General features: G+C 72.9%; 21 protein-coding genes. 15 read left to right on the top strand and 6 right to left on the bottom strand.

Translation table 11 applies throughout. The features are described from left to right. Positions 1 to 34: 34 nt before the first annotated feature. A complete protein-coding gene (locus tag DBP14_RS14755) occupies positions 35 to 1375 on the bottom strand; it encodes a PH domain-containing protein (RefSeq protein ID WP_129307669.1) in 1341 nt (446 codons plus the stop codon). After that, positions 1372 to 1875, bottom strand: coding sequence for a PH domain-containing protein (locus tag DBP14_RS14750; protein WP_129307668.1), 504 nt, complete (start codon positions 1873 to 1875; stop codon positions 1372 to 1374). Before DBP14_RS14750 ends, DBP14_RS14755 begins: the two co-directional genes overlap by 4 nt. 31 nt (positions 1876 to 1906) lie before the next feature. On the opposite strand from DBP14_RS14750, the gene DBP14_RS14745 reads away from it, so the two are divergent. Continuing rightward, entirely contained in the window at positions 1907 to 3058 is a 1152-nt protein-coding gene (locus DBP14_RS14745) for an NADH-quinone oxidoreductase subunit D (protein WP_129307667.1), read from the top strand. A gap of 43 nt (positions 3059 to 3101) precedes the next feature. Here DBP14_RS14745 and DBP14_RS14740 read toward each other — a convergent pair whose 3' ends face one another. Beyond that, positions 3102 to 4073 (bottom strand): SAM-dependent methyltransferase, encoded by a 972-nt coding sequence (locus DBP14_RS14740; RefSeq protein WP_241741235.1) that lies wholly within the window; start codon positions 4071 to 4073, stop codon positions 3102 to 3104. A gap of 232 nt (positions 4074 to 4305) precedes the next feature. Here DBP14_RS14740 and DBP14_RS14735 point away from each other — a divergent pair, with 232 nt between their 5' ends. Both DBP14_RS14735 and DBP14_RS14730 read left to right on the top strand, forming a co-directional pair. After that, a complete protein-coding gene (locus DBP14_RS14735) occupies positions 4306 to 5511 on the top strand; it encodes a sensor histidine kinase (protein WP_129307665.1) in 1206 nt (401 codons plus the stop codon). A gap of 53 nt (positions 5512 to 5564) precedes the next feature. Further along, positions 5565 to 6236, top strand: coding sequence for a response regulator transcription factor (locus DBP14_RS14730; protein WP_129307664.1), 672 nt, complete (start codon positions 5565 to 5567; stop codon positions 6234 to 6236). A 55-nt stretch (positions 6237 to 6291) separates the two neighbouring features. On the opposite strand, the gene DBP14_RS14725 is transcribed toward DBP14_RS14730, so the two are convergent. Further along, entirely contained in the window at positions 6292 to 7452 is a 1161-nt protein-coding gene (locus DBP14_RS14725; RefSeq protein ID WP_241740914.1) for a beta-eliminating lyase-related protein, read from the bottom strand. A 183-nt stretch (positions 7453 to 7635) separates the two neighbouring features. Between DBP14_RS14725 and DBP14_RS14720 the strand changes: the two genes are divergently transcribed. From DBP14_RS14720 to DBP14_RS14675, 10 genes are all read left to right on the top strand, one after another. Then, on the top strand, positions 7636 to 8592 hold the full coding sequence (locus tag DBP14_RS14720) for a DUF2520 domain-containing protein (RefSeq protein ID WP_129307662.1): 957 nt from the start codon (positions 7636 to 7638) through the stop codon (positions 8590 to 8592). Between the two features lie 74 nt (positions 8593 to 8666). Further along, a complete protein-coding gene (gene panC, locus DBP14_RS14715) occupies positions 8667 to 9668 on the top strand; it encodes a pantoate--beta-alanine ligase (RefSeq protein WP_129311867.1) in 1002 nt (333 codons plus the stop codon). Next, positions 9665 to 11410, top strand: a complete 1746-nt coding sequence (locus DBP14_RS14710) for an L-aspartate oxidase (protein ID WP_129307661.1) — start codon at positions 9665 to 9667, stop codon at positions 11408 to 11410. The genes panC and DBP14_RS14710 overlap by 4 nt, the downstream gene beginning before the upstream one ends. Positions 11411 to 11415: 5 nt before the next feature. After that, positions 11416 to 12393, top strand: coding sequence for a carboxylating nicotinate-nucleotide diphosphorylase (gene nadC, locus DBP14_RS14705; RefSeq protein ID WP_129307660.1), 978 nt, complete (start codon positions 11416 to 11418; stop codon positions 12391 to 12393). A 5-nt stretch (positions 12394 to 12398) separates the two neighbouring features. Beyond that, a complete protein-coding gene (locus tag DBP14_RS14700) occupies positions 12399 to 13196 on the top strand; it encodes a type III pantothenate kinase (RefSeq protein WP_129307659.1) in 798 nt (265 codons plus the stop codon). 429 nt (positions 13197 to 13625) lie between these two features. Next, positions 13626 to 14288, top strand: coding sequence for a hypothetical protein (locus DBP14_RS14695; RefSeq protein ID WP_129311866.1), 663 nt, complete (start codon positions 13626 to 13628; stop codon positions 14286 to 14288). Between the two features lie 117 nt (positions 14289 to 14405). After that, entirely contained in the window at positions 14406 to 14585 is a 180-nt protein-coding gene (locus DBP14_RS14690; protein WP_129307658.1) for a hypothetical protein, read from the top strand. 281 nt (positions 14586 to 14866) lie between these two features. Further along, on the top strand, positions 14867 to 15286 hold the full coding sequence (locus DBP14_RS14685) for a BlaI/MecI/CopY family transcriptional regulator (RefSeq protein ID WP_129311865.1): 420 nt from the start codon (positions 14867 to 14869) through the stop codon (positions 15284 to 15286). Between the two features lie 9 nt (positions 15287 to 15295). Further along, positions 15296 to 15829 carry an amino-acid N-acetyltransferase gene (locus DBP14_RS14680; protein ID WP_129307657.1) on the top strand — a complete coding sequence of 178 codons (534 nt, stop codon included), beginning with the start codon at positions 15296 to 15298 and terminating at the stop codon, positions 15827 to 15829. Between the two features lie 203 nt (positions 15830 to 16032). After that, positions 16033 to 16368 (top strand): Lsr2 family protein, encoded by a 336-nt coding sequence (locus DBP14_RS14675; RefSeq protein ID WP_129307656.1) that lies wholly within the window; start codon positions 16033 to 16035, stop codon positions 16366 to 16368. Here DBP14_RS14675 and DBP14_RS14670 read toward each other — a convergent pair. Further along, positions 16347 to 17066, bottom strand: coding sequence for an SCO3374 family protein (locus DBP14_RS14670; protein ID WP_129307655.1), 720 nt, complete (start codon positions 17064 to 17066; stop codon positions 16347 to 16349). The two genes, DBP14_RS14675 and DBP14_RS14670, sit on opposite strands and share 22 nt — an antisense overlap. Before the next feature lie 442 nt (positions 17067 to 17508). Here DBP14_RS14670 and DBP14_RS14660 point away from each other — a divergent pair, with 442 nt between their 5' ends. Together DBP14_RS14660 and DBP14_RS14655 are read left to right on the top strand one after the other, a co-directional pair. Continuing rightward, positions 17509 to 20034 carry an ATP-dependent Clp protease ATP-binding subunit gene (locus DBP14_RS14660; protein ID WP_129307654.1) on the top strand — a complete coding sequence of 842 codons (2526 nt, stop codon included), beginning with the start codon at positions 17509 to 17511 and terminating at the stop codon, positions 20032 to 20034. 305 nt (positions 20035 to 20339) lie between these two features. Beyond that, complete coding sequence (locus DBP14_RS14655; RefSeq protein ID WP_129307653.1) at positions 20340 to 20630, top strand: hypothetical protein; 291 nt, start codon at positions 20340 to 20342, stop codon at positions 20628 to 20630. Here DBP14_RS14655 and DBP14_RS14650 read toward each other — a convergent pair. Then, entirely contained in the window at positions 20617 to 21252 is a 636-nt protein-coding gene (locus DBP14_RS14650; RefSeq protein WP_129307652.1) for a response regulator transcription factor, read from the bottom strand. The genes DBP14_RS14655 and DBP14_RS14650 overlap by 14 nt on opposite strands. Positions 21253 to 21513: the final 261 nt, after the last annotated feature.

Below are 21513 nucleotides of genomic sequence, written 5' to 3'. Positions count from 1 at the left end.
GACAAGGCCGCTCAGCCACCGCGGCCGGCGGCCGTCACGTCATCCAGCGGTCCGGGCGGCTCGTCCTACGGCCCGTGCGGGAGCGATCCGCCTGGGACAGGAGGAGCGCGGCGGCCCGGCCGGCGGGACGCAGACGGGCTGTCACGGTCCTGCCGGCCCCCGTGTCCACGTGAACGTCGGCAAGTCGCCACAGCCGCTTCCAGGGCCCCTGGGTGAGCCGTACGCTCTGCACCTTGGCGTGCGGGACCAGGGAGAGGCGGCGGCGCAGCAGTCCGTGCCGCGCGGCGAACACGGTGTCGGTGACCGCGAGCCCGTGGCCGCGCCACCACACCGGCAGGCAGCCCGCCGCCCGCCGCGGCGGCCGCGACAGCGACGCCGGTACGGTCACCCCGGGCAGTACGCGCGCGACGACCGACTCGGCGACCGCGCGCGGGGCGACCGGCACCAGCACGGAGTTCGCGGACCCGGCCACGTCGAGCTGCACCCGCACCCAGCCGAGCCGCCGCCACAGCAGCGGCTCCACGACGCGCACGGTCTGCACGCGCCCCGGCGGCACCGTCTCGTGCGTACGGTCCAGCAGCCCGTGGTCGATGCGCAGCCCGTCCGGGGAGTCGCCCACCGTCCAGTCGTACTCGGCGACGAACCGTCCCGCGCTGGTCGCGCCCGCCGCGCTGAGCAGCGGCAGGCCGGTGGCGAGGACCGTCCACAGGTTGTGGGTGGCGAGCCACAGCAGCGACGGCACGACGAGCGCGGCCAGCAGCGTGGCCCACGGCGCCCCGGTCAGCAGCACGGACAGCGCCAGCGCGCGCGGGGGCACGCGCAGCAGTTCACGGGCCGGCGCCTCGCCGACCTCCCGCGCCGCGTCGGGCGCGAAGCCCGCCGCGCGGGCCAGCAGCTCCGCCCGCAGGGCGCGCGCCTCCCGCTCGCCGAGGAAGGCGAGTTCGTCCTTCTTGTCGGCTCCCACGACGTCTATCCGCAGCTTGGCGACGCCCGCCACGCGCGCGAGGAGGGGACGCGTGACGTCGACGGCCTGGATCCGCTCCAGCCGGATGTGCGCCGTGCGCCGGAACAGCAGCCCGGTCCGTATGCGCAGTTCGGTGCCGGTGACCGAGAAGTGCGTGAACCACCAGGACAGGAAGCCGTAGAGGGCGGCGGTCGGGACCAGGACGGCCAGCCCGGTCAGCAGCATGGTGGTGGTCAGCCGGGTCAGCTGCGCCTGCGCCCCGTTCGGGTCGTGCGCCGCCCATCCGACGAGGACGGCGACCGGCGCCCACGCCCGCCGGAACGGCGTGACCGGGTGCAGCCGCCGCTCGGCCACCGCCTCCTGGTCCGCGGTGTCGTCGGCCGTGTCGCCGCCGGGGCCCGGCGCCGTCACAGGCCCGCCGACCGGGCCTCGCCCAGCTCGGTGAGCCGGTCCCGCAGCCGCTCCGCCTCGGCCGGTTCCAGACCGGGGATCTTCGCGTCGGTCGCGGCGGCCGCGGTGTGCAGCTGGACACCGGCCAGCCCGAAGTACCGCTCGACCGGACCGGAGGTGACCTCTACCAGCTGCATCCGCCCGTACGGCACCACCGTCTCCTCCCGCCACAGCACACCCCGGCTGATCAGCAGGTCGTCGGCGCGCTCGGCGTACCGCCAGGACCGCCAGTTGCGTCCCAGCAGCACCCAGCCCCAGCCGGCGACGGCCACGGGCAGCAGCGCCCAGACCGCCCAGGGCGGCCCGGCGAGCAGGCCGGGCAGCAGCCCCGCGGCCAGTGCGGCCACGGCCGTCCACACCGCCAGCAGCAGCCTGCGCATCCGCAGCAGGCCCGGCGGCAGCCCCCGCCACACCGGCTGCTCCTCCAGCGACCCGGTGCCTTCCGGGATCCCCGTCTCCATGGGCCCAGCGTACGTAGGGGAGACTGGGTCCATGACTCCTACGACGGAGACCATGGTCGGGATCGGCGGTGCCGCGGAGAGCACCGACATGGTGCTCAACATCGGCCCCCAGCACCCGTCCACGCACGGTGTGCTGCGGCTGAAGCTCGTGCTGGACGGGGAGCGCATCCAGCGCGCGGAACCGGTGATCGGCTACATGCACCGGGGTGCGGAGAAGCTGTTCGAGGCGCGGGACTACCGGCAGATCATCATGCTGGCCAACCGTCACGACTGGCTGTCGGCGTTCTCCAACGAGCTGGGTGTGGTCCTCGCCGTGGAGCGGATGCTCGGCATGGAGGTCCCCGAGCGGGCGGTGTGGACGCGCACGCTGCTCGCCGAGCTGAACCGGGTGCTCAACCACCTGATGTTCCTCGGCTCCTACCCCCTGGAGCTGGGCGGGATCACGCCGGTGTTCTACGCGTTCCGGGAGCGCGAGGTCCTCCAGAACGTGATGGAGGAGGTCTCCGGCGGCCGTATGCACTACATGTTCAACCGCGTCGGCGGCCTCAAGGAGGACCTGCCGGCCGGCTGGACCGCACGCGCGCGTGCCGCCGTCGCCGCCGTGCGCTCCCGGATGGACGTCTACGACGACCTGGTGCTCGGCAACGAGATCTTCCGGGGACGCACGCGGGGCGTCGGCGTCCTCGCCCCGGAGGCCGTGCACGCCTACGGGGTCAGCGGGCCCATCGCGCGTGCCTCGGGCGTCGACTTCGACCTGCGCCGTGACGAGCCGTACCTCGCCTACGGCGAGCTCCAGGACACCCTGGACGTGGTCACCCGGGACGAGGGCGACTGCCTGGCCCGCTTCGAGTGCCTGCTCGCCCAGACGCACAACGCGCTGGACCTGGCCGACGCCTGCCTGGACCGGGTGGCGCAACTGCCGCCCGGACCGATCAACCAGCGGCTGCCGAAGGTGCTGAAGGCACCCGAGGGGCACACGTACGCGTGGACCGAGAACCCGCTCGGCATCAACGGCTACTACCTGGTCAGCAAGGGCGAGAAGACGCCGTACCGGCTGAAGCTGCGCTCGGCGTCGTACAACAACATCCAGGCACTGACCGAACTGCTGCCGGGGACGCTGGTGGCGGACATGGTGGCGATCCTCGGGTCGATGTTTTTCGTCGTGGGGGACATCGACAAGTAGGCCCCCCACCAGGCAGCCGCCCCCGTGCCCCCTCCGGCGTGCCTCAGGGGCCGCCCGGCTCCTCTCCGAGTGGGTTCGGAATTCCAACCGACCGCACGAGCCAGGCGAAGTCCCCGAGACCGCCCGGCGCGGTGAGTTCCGCGGCCTCGCCCGCGCGCGCGAGCGCCCGCACGTAGGCCGCGGGGTCCGTGGAGGCCAGCGCGAGCGGGGGCCGCCCGCCGGAGACTCCCAGCAGGCGCAGCGCCTCGCGCTGGGTGAGGAGCCGCGCCGCGCCGCCGCGAGCGTCCCCGCAGGCGGCCGCGCACGCGTCCAGGGCGACGTGGGCCGTGATGTCGCAGGTGCCGTCCGGAACAGGAGTGGTCTCCCGGCCCTGGCGGAATCCGGTGAGGGTGCCGTACGGGGGGCGCGCGGTGGCGGTGTGGGCGTAGTCCACGGCGACCGCGAGGCCGCGGGACACCCGTCGTACGGCGTCCGCCCAGGCGAGGTCCCGGGGGAGGCCGATCTCCGCGCGCAGCCCCTCCTCGGCCGGCAGCGGCCACCAGCGGGCCAGCCATTCCGCCCCGGCGCCGGTCACCGGCTCCCCGAGGGTCTCGGAGCCGTCCGGCGCGACGAGCACCAGCCGGGGGACGCCGGCCGCGTCCACCTCGGCGACGTCCACGGGCACGTTGTCGAGCCACTCGTTCGCGAACAGCAGCCCCGTGACGCCGGCCGGGGGCTCGTGCAGCCAGGTGATCCGCTCGTCCAGGCCGGCCGGGCGGTCGGCGAGCTCGACGGCGTACCCGCGCGCGCGGGCGGCCACCTCGGCCGGGAGGGCGGCGAGCACACCGGTGACCAGTTCGCCGCGGCCGGCCCCCATGTCGACGAAGTCCAGCTCCCGGGGCCGGCCCAGCGCCTCGTCGACCCGGCACAGCAGCCCGGCCACGGCGGACGCGAACAGCGCGGACGCGTGCACGGATGTACGGAAGTGACCGGCCGGTCCCTCGGGCCGCCGGTAGAAGCCACCGGGGCCGTACAGCGCCGCCCCGGTCGCCGCGAGCCACCCGCGCCGCCCGCGGCCCTCGTCCCCGCCCGGCCGCGCGCGCCCACGCGCGGGCGCGCGTTCCGCTTCCCGCGCCGTCTCATCCGTCACCGCACCAGACTAGGCGCACAGATGATCACCTCCTCCACCTTGGGGAGTACGCGCGCCGGACCCGGATCGGCCCTCCGGTTGACCCCTGCACCTATCCCGTTTCCCTACTCTGGGTTACGTGCAGCGCCTCTATGACTTCCTCCGCAGACACCCGACGTGGGTCGACGGCTTCTGGGCCGTCGTCCTGGTCGGGCTCTCCGGGGTGAGCATCGTGAACCTGGACGGCACCCCGCACCACCATGGCTCGTACGCCGCGGCCTGGACCGTCTCGCTGGTCCTGTGCGTGGTCGTCGCCCTGCGCCGCCGTTTCCCGGAGCCGATGCTGCTGCTGGCGCTCATGGCCGGACTCGGCCAGCTGGCCCTGGACGTCGAACCCGTCGTCGCCGACTTCGCGATGCTGGTGATCACATACACGGTCGCCGCGGTCGGCGCCCGCTGGGCCTCCCGGCTGGCGCTCGCCACCAGCCTGTTCGCGGCCTCGCTGGCGCAGGTGCGCTGGCCGACCGAGCACACCAGCGGCCTCGGGCAGATCGCGCTCGCGGTGTTCCAGACCGTGCCGTTCGCCCTCGCCTGGGTGCTCGGCGACTCCATGCGCACCCGCCGCGCCTACTTCGCGCAGCTGGAGGAGCGGGCCGCCCGCCTGGAGAAGGAGCGCGAGGCGCAGTCCAAGGTGGCCGTCGCCGCCGAGCGCGCCCGCATCGCGCGCGAACTGCACGACGTCGTCGCGCACAACGTGTCCGTGATGGTGGTGCAGGCGGACGGCGCCGCCTACGTCCTCGACGCGGCGCCCGACCAGGCGAAGAAGGCCCTGGAGACGATCTCCTCCACCGGCCGCCAGGCCCTCGCCGAGATGCGCCGCCTGCTGGGCGTCCTGCGCACCGGGGAACACCAGGAGGTCGGCGAGTACGTCCCGCAGCCCGACGTCGACCAGATCGACGACCTGGTCGAGCAGTGCCGCAGCTCCGGGCTGCCCGTCGACTTCAAGATCGAGGGCACCCCGCGTCCGCTGCCCAGCGGCGTGGAGCTGACCGCGTACCGGATCGTGCAGGAGGCGCTCACCAACACCCGCAAGCACGGCGGGCCGAACGCGGGCGCGAGCGTCCGGCTGGTCTACTTCGACGACGGGCTCGGCCTGCTCGTCGAGGACGACGGCAAGGGCGCCCCGCACGAGCTGTACGAGGAGGGCGGCGCCGACGGGCAGGGGCACGGCCTGATCGGCATGCGCGAGCGGGTCGGCATGGTCGGCGGCACGCTCGACGCGGGCCCCCGTCAGGGCGGAGGATTCCGCATCAGCGTGCTGCTGCCCCTCAAACCGGCGCACTGACGCAGCCGTACGCCCCCCGCCCCCCGGCACACCAACCCACGGAAGAGGCCTTGATGACGATCCGCGTGATGCTCGTCGACGACCAGGTGCTGCTGCGCACCGGGTTCCGGATGGTGCTCGCCGCCCAGCCGGACATGGAGGTCGTCGCCGAGGCGGGCGACGGCGTCGAGGCCCTCCAGGTGCTGCGCGCCACCGCCGTTGACGTCGTCCTGATGGACGTGCGCATGCCCAAGCTGGACGGGGTGGAGACCACCCGGCGGATCTGCTCGGAGCCCGACGCGCCGAAGGTGCTGATCCTCACCACCTTCGACCTGGACGAATACGCGTTCTCCGGGCTGAAGGCGGGCGCTTCCGGCTTCATGCTCAAGGACGTGCCGCCGGGCGAGCTGCTGGCCGCCATCCGCTCCGTGCACAGCGGCGACGCGGTCGTGGCGCCCTCCACCACCCGGCGCCTGCTGGACCGCTTCGCACCGATGCTGCCGTCGGCCGCCCAGGAGCCCCAGCACAAGGAGCTCCAGCGGCTCACCGACCGCGAGCGCGAGGTCATGATCCTGGTCGCCCAGGGCCTCTCCAACGGCGAGATCGCGGCCCGCCTGGTCCTCTCCGAGGCGACCGTGAAGACCCACGTGGGCCGCATCCTGACCAAGCTCGGCCTCAGGGACCGGGTCCAGGTGGTCGTCCTGGCGTATGAGACGGGGCTGGTCCGCGCGGGCGGCCACGGCTGACGGCCGGCCGCCGGACAGACCGGTCAATCGCCGCCGGACAGGCCGGGCAGCCCGGTCAGGGCTTGGACAGGCGGAAGACGAAGTCGTCCACGGCCGCGCGTACGTCCCCCGCCGTCCACTCCAGGCCGGCCGCGTCGACTGTGACCTCCGTCGACGCGAGACCGGGCGGCCCGCCCGCCTGCCAGGGGCCGGCGAACAGCAGCACGGAGGTCTCCTCCGCCTGCCGGACGGCGGCCTCGGCGACCGCGTCCGCGTCGTACGGCAGCCAGACCTGGAACTGGTGGGTGTGCGGCTCCGCGGGGTGGACGCGCGCCCCTGACGCCCCGGCCGCCGCGAAGCCCTCGCGCAGCGCCGCGGCCACCACGCGCGCGTGCCGGACGTACTCCGGCAGCCGGGGCAGCTCCCGGTCGAGCCCGACGAGCGCCGACAGGACGGTCGGGAACTGCTGGAAGACCATGCCGCCGTAGCGGTGCCGCCAGCACTTCGCCTCCTCGACCAGCGTCCTCGGGCCCGCGAGCGCGGCGCCGCCGAAGCCGCCGAGCGACTTGTAGAACGACACGTAGACGCTGTCGGCGAGGCCCGCGATCTCCGCCAGCGGGCGGCCGAAGTGCACGGTGGTCTCCCACAGCCGGGCGCCGTCGAAGTGCACCACCGCGTCCCGCTCCCGCGCCGCCTCGACGGTCGCCGTGAGCTCCTCCCAGGTGGGCAGCACGAACCCGGCGTCCCGCAAGGGAAGTTCCAGCATCAGCGCGCCGAACGGCTCGGCGAAGTCCCGTATCTCCGCGGCCGTGGGCAGCCGGGGCTCGGCGCTCAGGTGGACCGGCCGCAGGCCGCTGACCTGGCTGAACGCGTGCCGTTCGTGCACTTCGGGGTGGGCGAGCGGGTGCAGGGCGACCGTGCGGCCGCCCGTGCGGCCCGCCCAGCAGCGCAGGGCGACCTGCTGGGCCATGGTGCCGGTCGGGAAGAACGCGGCGGCCTCCGTGCCCAGCAGGGCGGCCACCCGGTCCTCCAGGGCGGACACCACCCCGTCGCCGTAGACGTCCGCCGGCTCGTCCAGGTCGTGGACCTCGGCCGCCGCCTCCGTCAGCCACGTCAGCCGATCGCGGAGGGTGGCGCGGACGGGGGCGCGCGACAGGGCGAGCCGGGCCTCCCGGTTGGCGGCTGTCCGGCGCTCTCGCACCGAGGGGGTCCCGTCCTTCGCTGCCGTGTCACTCATGCCGCAGATCATGCCGTCCCGGCCCCCGGGAAGCACCGGGATTTCCGGTGGGGCCCGCGGGCCGGGGGCGTGGCGAAACGCACAGCCTGTGGACAACCAACCGCCCCCGGAACGAGATAGCGTTAACATGACGAGAAATCGTCCGGTACCCAGAGCGGACTGGAACGGGAAGGCCGCCGTCGCGTGAGTACAGTCCACCAGTCAGACATCGAGGACCGCCCCGCGCGGCTCACGGTAGGCGTTGTCGGCGCCGGCCGGGTGGGCCCCGCGCTCGCCGCGTCCCTCCAGCTCGCCGGCCACCGCCCGGTGGCCGTCTCCGGCGTCTCCGACACCTCCCGCCGGCGTGCCGAGGCGATGCTCCCCGGAGTGCCCCTGGTACCGCCCGCCGACGTCCTCCAGCGCGCCGACCTGGTCCTGCTCACCGTCCCCGACGACGCCCTGCCCGGCCTGGTCGCCGGACTCGCCGAGACCGGCGCCGTCCGCCCCGGCCAGCTCCTCGTGCACACCTCCGGCCGCTACGGCACCCGGGTCCTGGACCCCGCCCTGCGCGCGGGCGCGCTGCCGCTGGCCCTGCACCCGGCGATGACGTTCACCGGCACCCCCGTCGACGTGCAGCGCCTGGCCGGCTGCTCCTTCGGCGTCACCGCGCCCGAGGAGCTGCGGCTGGCCGCCGAGGCCCTCGTCATCGAGATGGGCGGCGAACCGGAGTGGATCAGCGAGGCCAACCGCCCGCTCTACCACGCGGCCCTCGCCCTCGGCGCCAACCACCTGGTCACCCTGGTCGCCCAGTCCATGGAGCTGCTGCGCTCGGCCGGCGTCGAGGCGCCCGACCGGATGCTCGGCCCGCTCCTCGGCGCCGCCCTGGACAACGCCCTGCGCTCCGGGGACGCCGCGCTGACCGGCCCGGTCGCGCGCGGGGACGCCGGCACGGTCGCCGCGCACGTCACCGAGCTGCGCAAGCACGCCCCGCAGACCGTCGCCGGCTATCTGGCGATGGCCCGCGCGACCGCCGACCGCGCCCTCGCCCACGGCCTGCTGAAGGCCGAACTCGCCGAGGACCTGCTCGGCGTGCTCGCCGACGCGAGCGACCGCGGCACCGGCACCACCGGCCCGAACGGCACCGAGGGGACCACCCGATGACGACCGGCCCGAACGGCACCGAGGGGACCCGCCCGATGACCACCGGCCCGAACGGCACCGAGGGGACCCGCCCGATGACCACCGCCCTGCTGAGCACCGCCGGCGAGCTGCACGCGCGCGTGCGCCACGGCCGCCGCGCGGTCGTCATGACCATGGGCGCCCTGCACGAGGGCCACGCCACGCTGATCCGCACCGCGCGGAAGATCGCCGGCCCGGCCGGCGAAGTCATCGTCACCGTCTTCGTCAACCCGCTGCAATTCGGCGCCGGCGAGGACCTGGACCGCTACCCGCGCACCCTCGACGCCGACCTCTCGATCGCCGAACGCGCCGGGGCCGACGCCGTGTTCGCGCCCGCCGTGGACGAGGTCTACCCCGGCGGCGAACCCCAGGTGCGCATCACGGCCGGCCCCATGGGCGAACGCCTGGAGGGCGCCGCACGCCCCGGCCACTTCGACGGCATGCTCACCGTCGTCGCCAAGCTGCTCCACCTCACCCGCCCCGACGTCGCCCTGTACGGCCAGAAGGACGCCCAGCAGCTGGCCCTGATCCGCCGCATGGTGCGCGACCTGAACTTCGGCGTCGAGATCGCCGCCGTACCCACCGTACGCGAGGAGGACGGGCTCGCCCTGTCCAGCCGCAACCGCTACCTCTCGGACCGCGAGCGCCGCACCGCCCTCGCCCTGTCCCGGGCCCTGTTCGCAGGCCGCGACCGGCACGCCGCCCAGGAGGCGCTGCGCGCGCGGGCCCGCGAAGTGCCCTCCACGCACGCGCGTGCCGAGGCGCTCAGCGCCATAGGCGAGTCCCGCGCGGCGGCCGACGCGCACGCCGTGGCCACGGCCACGCCCGGCGGCCCGGCCGCCGTCCGCGCCGCCGCCCGGCAGGCGCTGGACGAGGCCGCCCGCATGGAGCCGCCGCTCCACCTCGACTACCTGGCCCTGGTCGACCCCGCCGACTTCACCGAGATCGAGGACGGCTTCACCGGTGAGGCCGTCCTCGCCGTCGCCGCCCGGGTCGGCACGACCCGGCTGATCGACAACATCCCGCTCACCTTCGGATCCTTCGGAGCCGCCTCGTGACCAGCACAGGCACCAGCAAAGGCACCAGCACCGGCATACGGCTGCACGCCCCCGCCCCCGGCTGGAGCATCTCCGCCGACGTGGTCGTCGTCGGTTCCGGCGTGGCCGGCCTCACCGCGGCCCTGGACTGCGAGGCCGCAGGACTGACCACGGTCGTCGTCACCAAGGCCCGCCTCGACGACGGCTCCACCCGCTGGGCCCAGGGCGGCATCGCCGCCGCCCTCGGCGAGGGCGACACCCCCGAACAGCACCTGGACGACACCCTGGTGGCGGGCGCCGGCCTGTGCGACGAGGAGGCCGTACGCCTCCTCGTCACCGAGGGCCCGGGCGCCGTACGGCGGCTGATCTCCACCGGCGCGCACTTCGACACCGACGCCGGAGGCGACATCCAGCTCACCCGCGAGGGGGGCCACCACCGGCGCCGCATCGCCCACGCGGGCGGCGACGCGACCGGCGCGGAGGTCTCCCGGACGCTCGTGGACGCCGTCCGCGCGCGCGGGCTGCGCACCATCGAGAACGCGCTCGTGCTGGACCTGCTGACCGACGCCGAGGGCCGCACGGCCGGTGTCACCCTGCACGTGATGGGCGAGGGCCAGCACGACGGCGTCGGCGCCGTGCACGCGCCCGCCGTGGTCCTCGCGACCGGCGGCATGGGCCAGGTCTTCTCGGCGACCACCAACCCGTCCGTGTCGACCGGTGACGGCGTGGCGCTCGCCATGCGGGCCGGTGCCGAGGTCTCCGACCTGGAATTCGTGCAGTTCCACCCGACCGTGCTGTTCCTCGGCGCCGACGCCGAGGGCCAGCAGCCGCTCGTCTCCGAGGCGGTACGCGGCGAGGGCGCCCACCTGGTCGACGCCGACGGCGTGCGCTTCATGGTCGGGCAGCACGAACTGGCCGAGCTGGCGCCCCGGGACATCGTCGCCAAGGGCATCCTGCGGCGCATGCTGGAGCAGGACGCCGAGCACATGTTCCTCGACGCCCGGCACTTTGGCGCCGAGATGTGGGAGAACCGCTTCCCGACCATCCTGGCCGCCTGCCGCGCCCACGGCATCGACCCGGTCACCGAGCCCATCCCGATCGCCCCGGCCGCCCACCACGCCTCCGGGGGCGTACGCACCGACGCCCGGGGCCGTACGACCGTCCCCGGCCTGTACGCGTGCGGCGAGGTCGCCTGCACCGGTGTGCACGGCGCCAACCGGCTCGCCTCCAACTCCCTCCTCGAAGGCCTCGTCTACGCCGAGCGGATCGCCGCCGACATCGCCGCCGCCCATGCCCAGGACGCCCTCCACGCGCGCGTGCCCGCCCCCGTCGCGCAGCCCGAGACGCCCGCCCACCCGCTGCTCGCCCCCGAGACCCGGTTCGCGGTCCAGCGGATCATGAGCGACGGCGCCGGCGTGCTGCGTTCCGCGGAGTCCCTCCAGCGGGCCGCCGATCAGTTGCGGCGGCTGCACACCGAGGCCCGCGAGGCCCTCCAGGAGAACGGCAAGACCGCCGAGCCCGGCGTCGACACCTGGGAGGCCACCAACCTGCTGTGCGTGGCCCGCGCCTTGGTCGCCGCCGCCCTGATGCGCGAGGAGACCCGCGGCTGCCACTGGCGCGAGGACCACGCCGACCGCGACGACGCGCACTGGCGCCGCCACATCGTCGTCACGGTCAATCCGGACCGGTCCCTGGCCGCCCGCACCACGGACACCGCAGACTTCCCCCCGATCCGCCGAGCCCAGCGTCCCCAGGAGCAGTGACACACGTGAGCACCGACGATCTTCCCCTCGCCCCGACCGGCGGCTGCGGCGACGGCTGCGCCTGTGGCGGCGCAGGCGACGAGGAGTACTTGGAGTGCGGCCTCGACCCCGCGCTCGCCGCCCTGCTGGCCGAGGCCGGCCTCGACCCCGTCGAGGTCGAGGACATCGCCAACGTGGCCATCCAGGAGGACCTGGACGGCGGCGTGGACGTGACGACCGTCGCCACCATCCCCGAGGACGCGGTCGCCACCGCCGACTTCGCCGCGCGCGAGGCGGGCGTCGTCGCCGGCCTCCGGGTCGCCGAGGCGATCCTGTCCGTGGTGTGCACCGACGAGTTCGAGGTCGAGCGGCACGCCGAGGACGGCGAGCGGGTGGCGGCCGGACAGCAGCTGCTGTCGGTCACCACGCGCACCCGCGACCTGCTCACGGCCGAGCGCAGCGCGCTGAACGTCCTGTGCCGCCTGTCGGGCATCGCGACCGCCACGCGCGCGTGGGCGGACGCCCTGGAAGGCACGCGCACGCGTGTGCGCGACACCCGCAAGACCACCCCGGGCCTCAGGTCGCTGGAGAAGTTCGCGGTGCGCTGCGGCGGCGGCGTCAACCACCGCATGTCGCTGTCCGACGCGGCCCTGGTGAAGGACAACCACGTGGTCGCCGCCGGCGGTGTCGCCCAGGCCTTCAAGGCCGTACGGGAGGCCTTCCCCGAAGTGCCGATCGAGGTCGAGGTCGACACCCTGCACCAGCTCCGCGAGGTCGTCGACGCGGGCGCCGACCTCATCCTGCTGGACAACTTCACGCCCGGGGAGTGCTCGGAGGCCGTCGCGATCGTCGGCGGGCGCGCCCTGCTGGAGGCCTCCGGCCGGCTCACCCTGGACAACGCGGCCGCGTACGCCGGCACCGGCGTGGACTTCCTGGCGGTCGGCGCGCTGACCCACTCCTCGCCGATCCTGGACATCGGCCTGGACCTGCGCGAGGCGGAGTAACGGCCATGCTGCTCACGATCGACGTCGGCAACACGCACACGGTCCTCGGCCTCTTCGACGGGGACGACATCGTCGAGCACTGGCGCATCTCCACGGACGCCCGCCGCACGGCGGACGAACTCGCGGTGCTCCTCCAGGGCCTGATGGGCATGCACCCGCTGCTCGGCGACGAGCTGGGCGACGGCATCGACGGCATCGCCATCTGCGCGACCGTGCCGTCGGTGCTGCACGAGCTGCGCGAGGTCACCCGCCGCTACTACGGCGACGTCCCGGCCGTCCTCGTCGAGCCCGGCGTGAAGACCGGCGTGCCGATCCTCACCGACAACCCCAAGGAGGTCGGCGCCGACCGGATCATCAACGCGGTCGCGGCCGTCGAGATGTACGGCGGCCCGGCGATCGTCGTCGACTTCGGTACGGCGACCACGTTCGACGCCGTCTCCGCGCGCGGGGAGTACGTGGGCGGGGTCATCGCCCCCGGCATCGAGATCTCCGTCGACGCGCTCGGCATCAAGGGCGCGCAGCTGCGGAAGATCGAGGTGGCCCGGCCGCGGAACGTCATCGGCAAGAACACCGTCGAGGCCATGCAGTCGGGCATCGTCTTCGGCTTCGCCGGGCAGGTCGACGGCGTGGTGGGCCGCATGGCCCGCGAACTCGCGGACGACCCGGACGACGTCACGGTGATCGCGACGGGCGGCCTCGCGCCGATGGTCCTGGGCGAGTCCTCGGTGATCGACGAACACCAGCCCTGGCTGACCCTGATCGGCCTGCGGATGGTCTACGAGCGGAACGTCTCCCGCCTGTGACCGGCCGGTGTCGTGACCGTGAGGCGGGTGGCGTCGCGGTTGTGAGCGACCGGCGTCGTGGTTGTGAGGCGGGTGGCGTCGCGGTTGTGAGCGACCGGCGTCGTGGTTGTGAGGCGGGTGGCGTCGCGGTCGTGAGCGGCCGGTGTCGCGGTTGTGAGGCGGGTGGCGTCGCGGTCGTGAGCGGCCGGTGTCGCGGTTGTGAGGCGGGTGGCGTCGCGGTCGTGAGCGGCCGGTGTCGCGGTCGTGAGCGGCCTCCGTCACGGCCGCGGCCGAGTGGGCGTCACGGCCGCGCGTGAAGCGGCGTCGGGAAGACGCCGGTCGGGGTAACGGAGGGGGCGACACGCGCCCATAAATCACCCCGATCCGTCACTTTTGTCCGATTAGCGATAGCGTCGCCGCATGCCCACGCCATACGGATCCCGCGGCGGCATGGCGTTCGGCGCGGAGGAGCTGCGTGTGCTCCGCCGCGCTCTCGCCCTCGCCCTCCACCCCGGCCAGGCCTCCGCCGAGGAGGTCAAGGACTGCTCCCGGCTCGCCGAGTCGCTCGACGAGGCGATGTGCGAGGGAGCCCGGCTGCGCGCCTTCCTGCGGGCCGACCTGGACCGGTACCGGGCGGCCCTGCCGGGCGCCCTGACCGGCTACCTCGCGCTTCTGGAGGAGGCGCTGGGCGCCGGCCACCGGCCGACCCCGGACGACCTCGCGGCGCTGCGGGCGCTGCGCGGGAACCCGGCGGCGGCCGCCCTGCTGGACCGCTGCCGGGAACTGGCCGAGCGGGACGTGCGGGCTCGCTTCGCGCAGGGCGCGCGGAAGGTCCCGGCGCCCATGATCCCCGCGTCCCGGACCCGCCTGCAGGCCCTCAGGGGCGGCGCGGCCACGCCCTCGGCCAACGGCCAGGACAACCCGCCCAGGCCCGCGCCGAAGCCGGCCCCCAAGCCCGGCCAGACCCCGCCCGCCGAGCAGCCCCCCGCACCCCCCAAGCGCCCCGTGCCGACCCCTGGCGAGGTCTTCCCGCGCCGCAAGCCGCCCACGCCCCCGGCGGAGCGGACGGAGCCGACGGAGCCGACGGAGTCGCGGCAACTGGCCGTGGGCTGAAGCGCCCGCGCGGGCGCCCGGGGCATCGCCGCAGGCCGGGCGCCCGTCGGTGTCGGATGTCGGCGGGTTGGGCCACCCCGTCCCTTTCGCCCGGCCCGGCGTGACTACTCTTGAGGCATGGACTACGTCTCCGCGCTCGTGCCCCCCATCGTCATGGCCGTGTTCTTCATCGGTGTGGTCCGGGTGATCGTGAAGACACAGGGCGGGGCGGCGAAGGACAAGGAAGACGCGGCGGTCGACGCTGCGATCGCTCGCGCTGAGGGGGCTCGGCAGGGTTCCCCGGCCCGGGATGTCTGAGCTGGGCTGAGCTGCGGGATGGGGCCGCCGTCGGGGTTCGGTGCGTCGCCGGGTGACGGTGCGTCGTGGCTTGTCGCGCCCGCGCGGCGGAGCCGCATATCGGCAGAGCCCCGCGCCCCTGGGTTGGTTGGGGTGCCGTTGGCTGCGAGGACGCCCCCCTCGTGCGCAAAGACTCGCCGCTCTCCCGACAGTGCCCTTTTTGTTTGGTTCTGTCGGCTATGCGCAGGTCTGACACGCCAATGTGCGGTTCTCCCACTATTGTGCTGAGCGTGCCTCGCCCATTGGGAGAACTCGAAGACGCGGTCATGACGCGGGTGTGGAAGTGGAACCGGCCGGTGACTGTTCGGGAAGTCCTCGAAGACCTCCAGCAGGAACGGTCCATCGCGTACACCACCGTGATGACCGTTCTGGACAATCTCCACCAGAAGGGCTGGGTCCGCCGTGAGGCGGAAGGGCGGGCCTATCGATATGAGGCCGTCTCGACGCGTGCCGCCTACGCGGCCGCACTGATGAACGACGCCTGGTCGCAGAGCGACAACCCGGCCGCCGCTCTCGTCGCGTTCTTCGGGATGATGAGCGAGGAACAGCGTCACGCGCTCCGGGACGCCGTACGCATCGTCCAGGGACCGGAAACCCCAGAACCCCCCGAGGCGCCGCCGGCGGAGAACCCCGGCGCGGCGGGGGACACCGCCGGGCGATAGCGTCCGCTCATGTCAGCGACGCGTCCCGAAGCCAGCGCAAAAGCCATCACCGTCCGGCGGGCGAGGACCAGCGATGTCCCGGTCGTGCGCGACCTCCTTGACGCCTACGTCCGCGACCGCATCCTGCTCGACAAAGCCACGGTCACGCTTTACGAGGACATCCAGGAGTTCTGGGTCGCCGAACGCGACGACAACGCCGAGGTCGTCGGCTGCGGCGCCCTGCACGTCATGTGGGAAGACCTGGCGGAAGTCCGCACTCTCGCGGTGAAGCCCGGCCTGAAGGGCGCCGGTGTCGGCCACCGGGTGCTGGAGAAGTTGCTGGAGACCGCGCGCTGGCTCGGTGTTCGCCGCGTTTTCTGTCTCACCTTCGAAGTCGACTTCTTCGGGAAGCACGGGTTCGTCGAGATCGGCGAGACACCGGTGGACACGGATGTCTACGCGGAGCTGATGCGTTCCTATGACGAGGGTGTCGCGGAGTTCCTCGGTCTCGAACGAGTGAAACCGAACACCCTGGGCAACAGCCGGATGCTTCTGCATCTGTGATCGTCATTGCCCCGGTGCCCTATGTCCGAAACGCGTATGTTTCCGGGCGCGGGGCCACCCCTGGTTCCATCCCAGGGGTTTGTGTTTTTCCGGCAAAAGCGGTTTGCTTTCCGACGTACTGCAGTACTGCATATATCAGGGAGCGGTGAAACGGCAGACCCCACACTCCCTGGGCCCTCACGTTATCGATGAAAGGAAATCCGGTGGCACAGAAGGTTCAGGTCCTTCTTGTCGACGACCTCGACGGTGGCGAGGCCGACGAGACCGTGACGTTCGCGCTGGACGGCAAGACGTACGAGATCGATCTCAAGACCACCAATGCGGACAAGCTGCGCGGCCTTCTCGAGCCTTATGTGAAGGGCGGGCGCCGTACCGGTGGCCGTGCCGCGGGCGGACGCGGAAAGACGCGCGCCGCTACCAGTGGCAACCAGGACACCGCGGCGATCCGCGCGTGGGCGAAGGAGAACGGCATGGAGGTCAACGACCGCGGCCGTGTCCCCGCCACCATTCGCGAGGCCTACGAGAAGGCCAACGGCTGAATCCGCAGACCGGCGGACGGCCGGGCGCACGCGCGCCGCAGCCGGATCCGGTGGCACCCCGCTGCCACCGTGTCCACCAGTCGCACGAGATCAGGGGCGCCCCCCGGGCCCCCCATTGCCGACGCCAGTGTCGGCAGCGAGGCCTCGACCTCACCTCCCGGCCCAGGGGGCCGCACCCACATGGCGGCCCCCTGGACCGAAGCCCCGGCAGCACCGGCCCCTCGGGCCGAAGCCCCAGCAGCACCGGCCCCTTGGACCGAAGCCCCGGGAACGCCGGCCCCAGGCAGCCCAGGCAGCCCAGGCAGCCCAGGCAGTCCCGGTGCCGCTATCAGGCCGCCCGCGCCCAGGGTCCGCAGGTCCAGTCGCAGGGCGCCCCACTCCAGCCACTCCAGCAGCCCCGGCAGCTCCTCCGCGCTGCCCGCGGCCACCAGTAGCCGTAGCCGGTCCCCGTGCAGGGCCACCGGGGAGTCCGGCCCCAGATGCCGCAGAGCGGCCGCGCCCGCCTCGGCCGGGACGTCCAGGACGTCGAACCGGACGCCGGTGCGCAGGCACAGCGGGTCCCCGGGCGCGGTCGGCCAGCCCAGCTCGTTCTCGTACCAGCGCCGGACCGCTGAGGTGTCCGGGGCCTGCGGGTCGAGGGGGCGGCGGGGGAGGGGGAGCAGGGGGACCGTGGAGGTCGCGGGGACCGAACCAGCCATGCCAGGTGCAACCGTCACCGGGGCCCCCGAGTTACGCTGGGTGTGCCATTGATTGCGCAGCGTGCCGTGAACGGGGGCGCGTTGGGGGTGCGGGGAGGCGCAAGGTTGTTCGCCCATAGCGGAGGGAACCGGCGCACGCGGCATGGAGTGTCAGTCCCCGCGGGTAAGACATGCCTAGTGGGAGGGGGCGACACGCGTCCCGGGCCGTCTCACGTTCGCCATCGGCGTACTGGCGACTGGGGTAACTGCCTGGCCTGCGGGAACATCGTCTCGCACCATCAAGTTGGAGCAGATGTCGGCTTACGGGGTCAGGAGGCAGAGTTGGTTCTCGGTCCGGTGTCGGCAGTTGGAATGAGCGGTCCCCGCTTGCGGGACTAAGCTGCGGAAGGACAGGGAGGGGAAGTTCCCCCCACTGCCTGACCGCTCTGAGGAGCGATTAACGATGTTCGAGAGGTTCACCGACCGCGCGCGGCGGGTTGTCGTCCTGGCTCAGGAAGAAGCCCGGATGCTCAACCACAACTACATCGGCACCGAGCACATCCTCCTGGGTCTCATCCACGAGGGTGAAGGTGTCGCCGCTAAGGCCCTGGAGAGCCTCGGCATTTCGCTTGAGGCGGTCCGCCAGCAGGTGGAGGAGATCATCGGCCAGGGCCAGCAGGCCCCGTCCGGCCACATCCCCTTCACTCCCCGTGCCAAGAAGGTCCTGGAGCTCTCGCTCCGCGAGGCCCTTCAGCTGGGCCACAACTACATCGGCACGGAGCACATCCTGCTCGGCCTGATCCGCGAGGGCGAGGGCGTCGCCGCCCAGGTCCTGGTCAAGCTGGGCGCTGATCTGAACCGGGTGCGGCAGCAGGTCATCCAGCTGCTCTCCGGTTACCAGGGCAAGGAGACCGCCGCCGCCGGCGGCCCGGCCGAGGGCACCCCCTCGACCTCGCTCGTCCTGGACCAGTTCGGCCGGAACCTCACCCAGGCGGCCCGCGAATCCAAGCTCGACCCGGTCATCGGGCGCGAGAAGGAGATCGAGCGGGTCATGCAGGTGCTGTCCCGCCGTACGAAGAACAACCCGGTGCTGATCGGTGAGCCCGGCGTCGGCAAGACCGCCGTCGTCGAGGGCCTCGCCCAGGCCATCGTCAAGGGCGAGGTGCCCGAGACCCTCAAGGACAAGCACCTCTACACCCTGGACCTCGGTGCCCTGGTCGCCGGCTCCCGCTACCGCGGTGACTTCGAGGAGCGCCTGAAGAAGGTCCTCAAGGAGATCCGCACCCGCGGCGACATCATCCTGTTCATCGACGAGCTGCACACGCTGGTCGGTGCGGGTGCCGCCGAGGGCGCTATCGACGCCGCCTCGATCCTCAAGCCCATGCTGGCCCGCGGTGAGCTGCAGACCATCGGCGCCACCACGCTGGACGAGTACCGCAAGCACCTGGAGAAGGACGCGGCCCTGGAGCGCCGCTTCCAGCCCATCCAGGTCGCCGAGCCGTCCCTGCCGCACACCATCGAGATCCTCAAGGGCCTGCGCGACCGGTACGAGGCGCACCACCGCGTCTCCATCACCGACGAGGCGCTGGTCCAGGCCGCCACCCTGGCCGACCGCTACATCTCCGACCGCTTCCTGCCCGACAAGGCGATCGACCTGATCGACGAGGCCGGCTCCCGGATGCGCATCCGCCGGATGACCGCGCCGCCGGACCTCCGCGAGTTCGACGAGAAGATCGCCGCCGTCCGCCGGGACAAGGAGTCCGCGATCGACTCGCAGGACTTCGAGAAGGCCGCCTCCCTACGCGACAAGGAGAAGCAGCTCCTGGCCGCCAAGGCCAAGCGGGAGAAGGAGTGGAAGGCCGGCGACATGGACGTCGTCGCCGAGGTCGACGGCGAGCTGATCGCCGAGGTCCTCGCCACGGCCACCGGCATCCCGGTCTTCAAGCTGACCGAGGAGGAGTCCAGCCGCCTGCTCCGCATGGAGGAGGAGCTGCACAAGCGGGTCATCGGCCAGGTCGACGCCGTCAAGGCGCTGTCCAAGGCGATCCGCCGTACGCGCGCCGGCCTGAAGGACCCCAAGCGTCCCGGCGGCTCGTTCATCTTCGCCGGCCCGTCCGGTGTCGGTAAGACCGAGCTGTCCAAGGCGCTCGCCGAGTTCCTCTTTGGTGACGAGGACGCGCTGATCTCCCTCGACATGTCGGAGTTCAGCGAGAAGCACACGGTCTCGCGTCTCTTCGGTTCGCCCCCCGGCTACGTGGGCTACGAGGAGGGCGGCCAGCTGACCGAGAAGGTGCGCCGCAAGCCGTTCTCCGTCGTCCTCTTCGACGAGGTCGAGAAGGCCCACCCGGACATCTTCAACTCGCTGCTGCAGATCCTGGAGGACGGTCGCCTGACCGACTCCCAGGGCCGGGTCGTGGACTTCAAGAACACGGTCATCATCATGACGACCAACCTCGGCACCCGGGACATCTCCAAGGGCTTCAACCTCGGCTTCGCCGCCGTGGGCGACACCAAGTCCAACTACGAGCGCATGAAGAACAAGGTCTCGGACGAGCTGAAGCAGCACTTCCGGCCCGAGTTCCTCAACCGCGTCGACGACGTGGTCGTCTTCCCGCAGCTGACCCAGGCCGACATCCTCGCGATCGTCGACCTCATGATCGGCAAGGTGGACGAGCGCCTCAAGGACCGGGACATGGGCATCGAGCTGTCCCAGTCCGCCAAGGAACTGCTCTCCAAGAAGGGCTACGACCCCGTGCTGGGCGCCCGGCCGCTGCGCCGGACGATCCAGCGGGAGATCGAGGACACGCTCTCCGAGAAGATCCTCTTCGGCGAGCTGCGCCCCGGTCACATCGTGGTCGTGGACACCGAGGGCGAGGGCGACTCCGCCACCTTCACCTTCCGGGGTGAGGAGAAGTCGGCCCTGCCGGACGTCCCGCCGATCGAGCAGGCGGCCGGCGGTGCCGGGCCGAACCTGAGCAAGGACGCGTGACCGTCCGGGGTTTCGCCTGAACGGGGAAAGGGCCGGTGCCGGCAGGCACCGGCCCTTTTCGTGCCCGCTCGCTGTCCGGGGAGTGACGCTGTCCGGAGAGTGAGACGGCATTTCCGCGGGGGCCGCCTCGTGTGAGAATCCCGCCCATGCAGCGTTCGCTCATTACCGGCGGCCGCGTGCCGGCACCGAGCTGACTCCGGGGGCGATCCCTCCCGGCGGCCCACCGCCCGCACGCAGACCTCTCGCATTCCGCGAGGGGTCTTTTTGTTTTCTTCGACGGCACCCCTGGACAGGAAACAACCGGCATGACACACGACGTCTTTTCCCTCCCGGACACCACCACCCCGACCGGCGGGGTGTGCACGTTCTCCGTGACGCTGCGGGACAGCCGTGGCGCGCTGGGCCGGATCGCCGCCTTGCTGAGCAGCATGCCGGTGCTGGCGCTGTCGTACGCGGTGGCGGACGCCCGGTGGGCGACGGCGGAGATCCGGGTGCCGCGCGCGTACGCCGCGCGGGCCCGCGCCCGGCTGAACCGCATGGTGGACGCCCTGGCCGTCTCCGAGCGTCCCGACGGGCCGGGCGTCAGCGGCGGATGAGGCCCAGTTCCGTGGCGGTGGCGACCGCGGCGGTGCGCGAGTCGACGTCGAGCTTGGCGTAGATGCGGGCCAGGTGGGATTTGACGGTGCCCTCGGTGAGGTGGAGCCGGCCGCCGATGGCCTGGTTGGACAGGCCCCCGGCGACCAGCGCCAGCACCTCCGTCTCGCGCCGGGTCAGGGCGGTGCCGGGGGTGCGCAGCCGGTTCATCAGCCGGTTGGCGACGGTGGGCGCCAGCGTGGTCCGGCCGGCCGCGGCGGTGCGGACGGCGGCGGCCAGGTCCTCGGGCGGGGCGTCCTTGAGGAGGTAGCCCGTCGCGCCGGCCTCGATGGCGGGCAGCATGTCGGCGTCGGTGTCGTACGTGGTGACGATCAGCACGCGCGGCGCCGACGGCCGGGCGGTGATCGCGGCGGTCGCCTCGGCGCCGTTCATGCCCCTGCCGAACTGCAGGTCCATGAGGACGACGTCGATGTCCCCCTCCCCGGCCCGGACGACGGCCTCCTCGGCGGTGGCGGCCTCCGCCACCACCTCGATCCCGGGCTCGGTCTCCAGCACGGCACGCAACCCGGCCCGCACGACGGGGTGGTCATCGGCGAGCAGCAGACGGACGGGGTTCTCGGTCACGGACGGGCCTCGGCTTCGGACGTGGACGGGGAACCGGGCAGGTCATCGGCGACCCCGTCGGCCGCGGGAGGAGCCGACGACGTGCCGTGGCGGGCTGCGGACTCGTACGCGGCTTCGGGCCCCTGCGCGGCCTCGGGCGCCGGGCCGGGCATGGGGCCGGGGGCGGGGTCGGTGGGCGGGGTGAGGTGGCATCCGGAGGGCGCGGTGGTGTGGTGGGCGGTCGCGGGTCCCCGTGCCGCTGGGGGCTCCGGTGTGGCCTCG

The sequence above is a fragment of the Streptomyces sp. L2 genome, assembly GCF_004124325.1.
In the GTDB taxonomy this organism is placed as follows: domain Bacteria; phylum Actinomycetota; class Actinomycetes; order Streptomycetales; family Streptomycetaceae; genus Streptomyces.
Note: the sequence above shows the minus strand (reverse complement) of the source record. Positions and strands in the feature narration are given on the sequence as shown.

What these genes read in the sequence shown, in the direction of transcription:
- DBP14_RS14655 (WP_129307653.1), top strand. Translation starts at nt 20,340, where the DNA reads ATGACACACGACGTCTTTTCCCTCCCGGACACCACCACCCCGACCGGC.
- DBP14_RS14750 (WP_129307668.1), bottom strand. Translation starts at nt 1,875, where the DNA reads ATGGAGACGGGGATCCCGGAAGGCACCGGGTCGCTGGAGGAGCAGCCG.
- DBP14_RS14745 (WP_129307667.1), top strand. Translation starts at nt 1,907, where the DNA reads ATGACTCCTACGACGGAGACCATGGTCGGGATCGGCGGTGCCGCGGAG.
- DBP14_RS14690 (WP_129307658.1), top strand. Translation starts at nt 14,406, where the DNA reads ATGGACTACGTCTCCGCGCTCGTGCCCCCCATCGTCATGGCCGTGTTC.
- DBP14_RS14725 (WP_241740914.1), bottom strand. Translation starts at nt 7,452, where the DNA reads ATGAGTGACACGGCAGCGAAGGACGGGACCCCCTCGGTGCGAGAGCGC.
- DBP14_RS14730 (WP_129307664.1), top strand. Translation starts at nt 5,565, where the DNA reads ATGACGATCCGCGTGATGCTCGTCGACGACCAGGTGCTGCTGCGCACC.
- DBP14_RS14700 (WP_129307659.1), top strand. Translation starts at nt 12,399, where the DNA reads ATGCTGCTCACGATCGACGTCGGCAACACGCACACGGTCCTCGGCCTC.
- DBP14_RS14670 (WP_129307655.1), bottom strand. Translation starts at nt 17,066, where the DNA reads ATGGCTGGTTCGGTCCCCGCGACCTCCACGGTCCCCCTGCTCCCCCTC.
- panC (WP_129311867.1), top strand. Translation starts at nt 8,667, where the DNA reads ATGACCACCGCCCTGCTGAGCACCGCCGGCGAGCTGCACGCGCGCGTG.
- DBP14_RS14660 (WP_129307654.1), top strand. Translation starts at nt 17,509, where the DNA reads ATGTTCGAGAGGTTCACCGACCGCGCGCGGCGGGTTGTCGTCCTGGCT.
- DBP14_RS14680 (WP_129307657.1), top strand. Translation starts at nt 15,296, where the DNA reads ATGTCAGCGACGCGTCCCGAAGCCAGCGCAAAAGCCATCACCGTCCGG.
- DBP14_RS14695 (WP_129311866.1), top strand. Translation starts at nt 13,626, where the DNA reads ATGGCGTTCGGCGCGGAGGAGCTGCGTGTGCTCCGCCGCGCTCTCGCC.